The organism is Cupriavidus sp. 01L46, from assembly GCF_056399905.1.
This window is the reverse complement of sequence record NZ_JBFTSF010000522.1, coordinates 1-2,377: the sequence shown is the minus strand read 5'-3', so window position 1 is coordinate 2,377 and position 2,377 is coordinate 1. Positions and strand designations below refer to the sequence as shown.

Sequence of the window (2,377 nt, the reverse complement as noted above, 5' to 3'; positions counted from 1 at the left end):
GGGATGAGGCGGATGCCGGCGGGGGCGAAGATGTCCATGGCGTCCATGAAGGCGGAGCCCATGATGCCGAACATGTCGGTGACGCCATTGGCGGCCAGGGTCTCGACAAAGGCTTCCGACGGGGTCATCTCCTGCGGGCCGGTGGTGGCGGCGCCAGCTTGGGTGCCTGCGGCGAGGGTTTCGGGAAGATGTTCGCTCATGGTGTAGTGTCTCCGGTCTTCGATCAAAACGGAACCAAATGTTCCGAAAAGTGTTTGTGGATCGAAATGTAGGATGAGACTAAGCGATGGTCAATAAGAAAATCCGATAAACGGAATGCCGTGTACCTAAAAACGGTAGTAAATACCCTTTAAAGTGACGTAAATTCAACCTGCGTGCCCGTGTGGACCCACAGTTGGTCCCCGCTGGCTCTAACCCGGCGGCGGGCCGCTTTCTACCATACGGTTACACCTTGCCCAGCGCTGCTTGCCAAAGCGCCTGGTGCACGCCGCGACGACTCGCCAAAGCGCGAAGCGCCGCTAAGAAAGGAGAGGACGCAAAGACGTCCCAACCAGACGGAGACACTGGCATGCCTCATGCTTATCACTTCTTCCTCCTCGAGCAGGCACCGCCCTGGTGCCTGGCATTTCCTGCCGGCGGTCTCCGCCATAGCACACCACACCGTTCATCTTGAGGAGGTTCATCATGCGTTGGTTCAAGCAGCTTGCAGCAAGCGTGGTACTGGCGGCCGTCGTCGCCCCGGGCGCCTACGCGCAGACCAAGGAAGTTGTCATCGCCTACCAGGATATGGTGGTGCCATGGCGCTATGCGCAGGACATGAAGGAAGTCGAGAAGCAGACCGGCTACAAGGTCTCGTTCCGCCAGTTCGGCGGCGGCGGCGACGTGATCCGGGCCATGGCTTCGGGCCAGATCGCGATCGGCGAAGCCGGTACCTCGCCGATTGCCTCGGCGTTGTCGCAGGGGCTGGACGTGGAGCTGTTCTGGATCCTTGACGACATCAACGCGGCCGAGGCCATGGTGGCGCGCAACGGCAGCAATATCAACRGCGTGGCAGACCTCAAAGGCAAGCGGGTGGGCGTGCCTTTTGTCTCCACCACGCACTACCACACGCTGGTGGCGCTGGAGCAGGCCAAGATCAATCCCAAGGACGTCAAGATCATGAACATGCGGCCGCCCGAAGTGGCCGCCGCCTGGGAGCGCGGCGACATCGATGCCACCTTTATCTGGGACCCGGTGCTGGCCAAGCTCAAGCAAACGGGCAAGGTGCTGGTGACTTCCGGCAAGATCGCCGCCGAAACCGGCAAGGCCACCTTCGACGGCATGATCGCCAACAAGAAGTTCGCGCGGGAGAACCCCGAGTTCATGGTCAAGTTCGTCAAGATCCTGGCCGCGGCGGATGACAAGTATCGCCAGGACAAGGCAGCGTGGACCGCGGAGTCGCCGATGGTGAAGGCGGTGGCCAAGGTCTCGGGCGCCAAGCCCGAGGCGGTGCCGGCCAGCATGGCGCTGTACGGTTTCCCCACGCTGGAGGAGCAAGCCTCGCCCCGCTGGCTGGGCGGCGGCGCGGCCAAGGCGCTGCAATCGGCGGCGCAATTCCTGAAGGAGCAGGGCACGATCCAGACCGTGTTGCCGGACTACGGCTCGGGTGTGAATGCGGAGTGGGTCAAGCGCGCCCTCGCCACCAKGACGCCGGCCTGATTTGCCGGTGCCGCGCGGCGGGCGACGCTGGCCGCGCGGCCTTGAATCCTCTTTTCAGGAAGTTTGCAGCTATGGCCAAACTCGAAATCGACAACCTGAGCGTGAACTACGGCGGCCGCGGTGGCGCCGACACGCTGGCCCTGTCGCAGGTCAATCTCACCATGGAGCGCGGCGATTTCGTGGTCGCGCTCGGTGCATCCGGCTGCGGCAAGACGACCTTGCTGTCGTGCATCGCCGGTTTCATGCAACCCTCGGAAGGCGAGATCCGCCTCGATGGCAAATCCGTGCACGGCCCGGGTGCCGAGCGCGGCGTCGTGTTCCAAAAGCATGCATTGATGCCCTGGCTCAATGTGCTGGACAACGTGGCGCTGGGCCTGCGCCTGCGCGGCGTGCCGCGCGCCGAGCGCCTGCGCATCGCCCAGGAAAAGCTGGCGCTGGTTGGCCTGGAGAAGGTGGCGGCCAAGCCGGTCTACCAGCTCTCTGGCGGCATGCAGCAGCGCGTGGGCATTGCCCGCACGCTTGCCAACGATCCGGCGGTGATGCTGATGGATGAGCCGCTCGGCGCGCTCGACGCGCTCACGCGCGAGACGATCCAGGCGCTGATCCTCAAGCTGTGGGCGGCGGAGCAGAAGATCGTGTTCTTCATCACCCACAGCGTGGAGGAAGCACTGTTCCTGGC

The 2,377-nt window shown here is 63.5% G+C and carries 2 protein-coding genes and 1 pseudogene; 2 read left to right on the top strand and 1 reads right to left on the bottom strand.

Going from position 1 to position 2,377, the window contains the following annotated elements:
* Positions 1-200, bottom strand: a pseudogene (locus tag AC1DS3_RS37830) (sulfoacetaldehyde acetyltransferase); the annotation flags it as partial.
* 484 nt (positions 201-684) lie between these two features.
* Here AC1DS3_RS37830 and tauA point away from each other — a divergent pair.
* The gene (gene tauA, locus AC1DS3_RS37825) at positions 685-1,698 is read left to right on the top strand and encodes a taurine ABC transporter substrate-binding protein (RefSeq protein WP_477129274.1); all 1,014 of its coding nucleotides are present in this window, start codon (positions 685-687) and stop codon (positions 1,696-1,698) included.
* 71 nt (positions 1,699-1,769) lie between these two features.
* The coding region (locus AC1DS3_RS37820; RefSeq protein WP_477129273.1) for a taurine ABC transporter ATP-binding protein at positions 1,770-2,377 on the top strand (608 nt) is incomplete at its 3' end.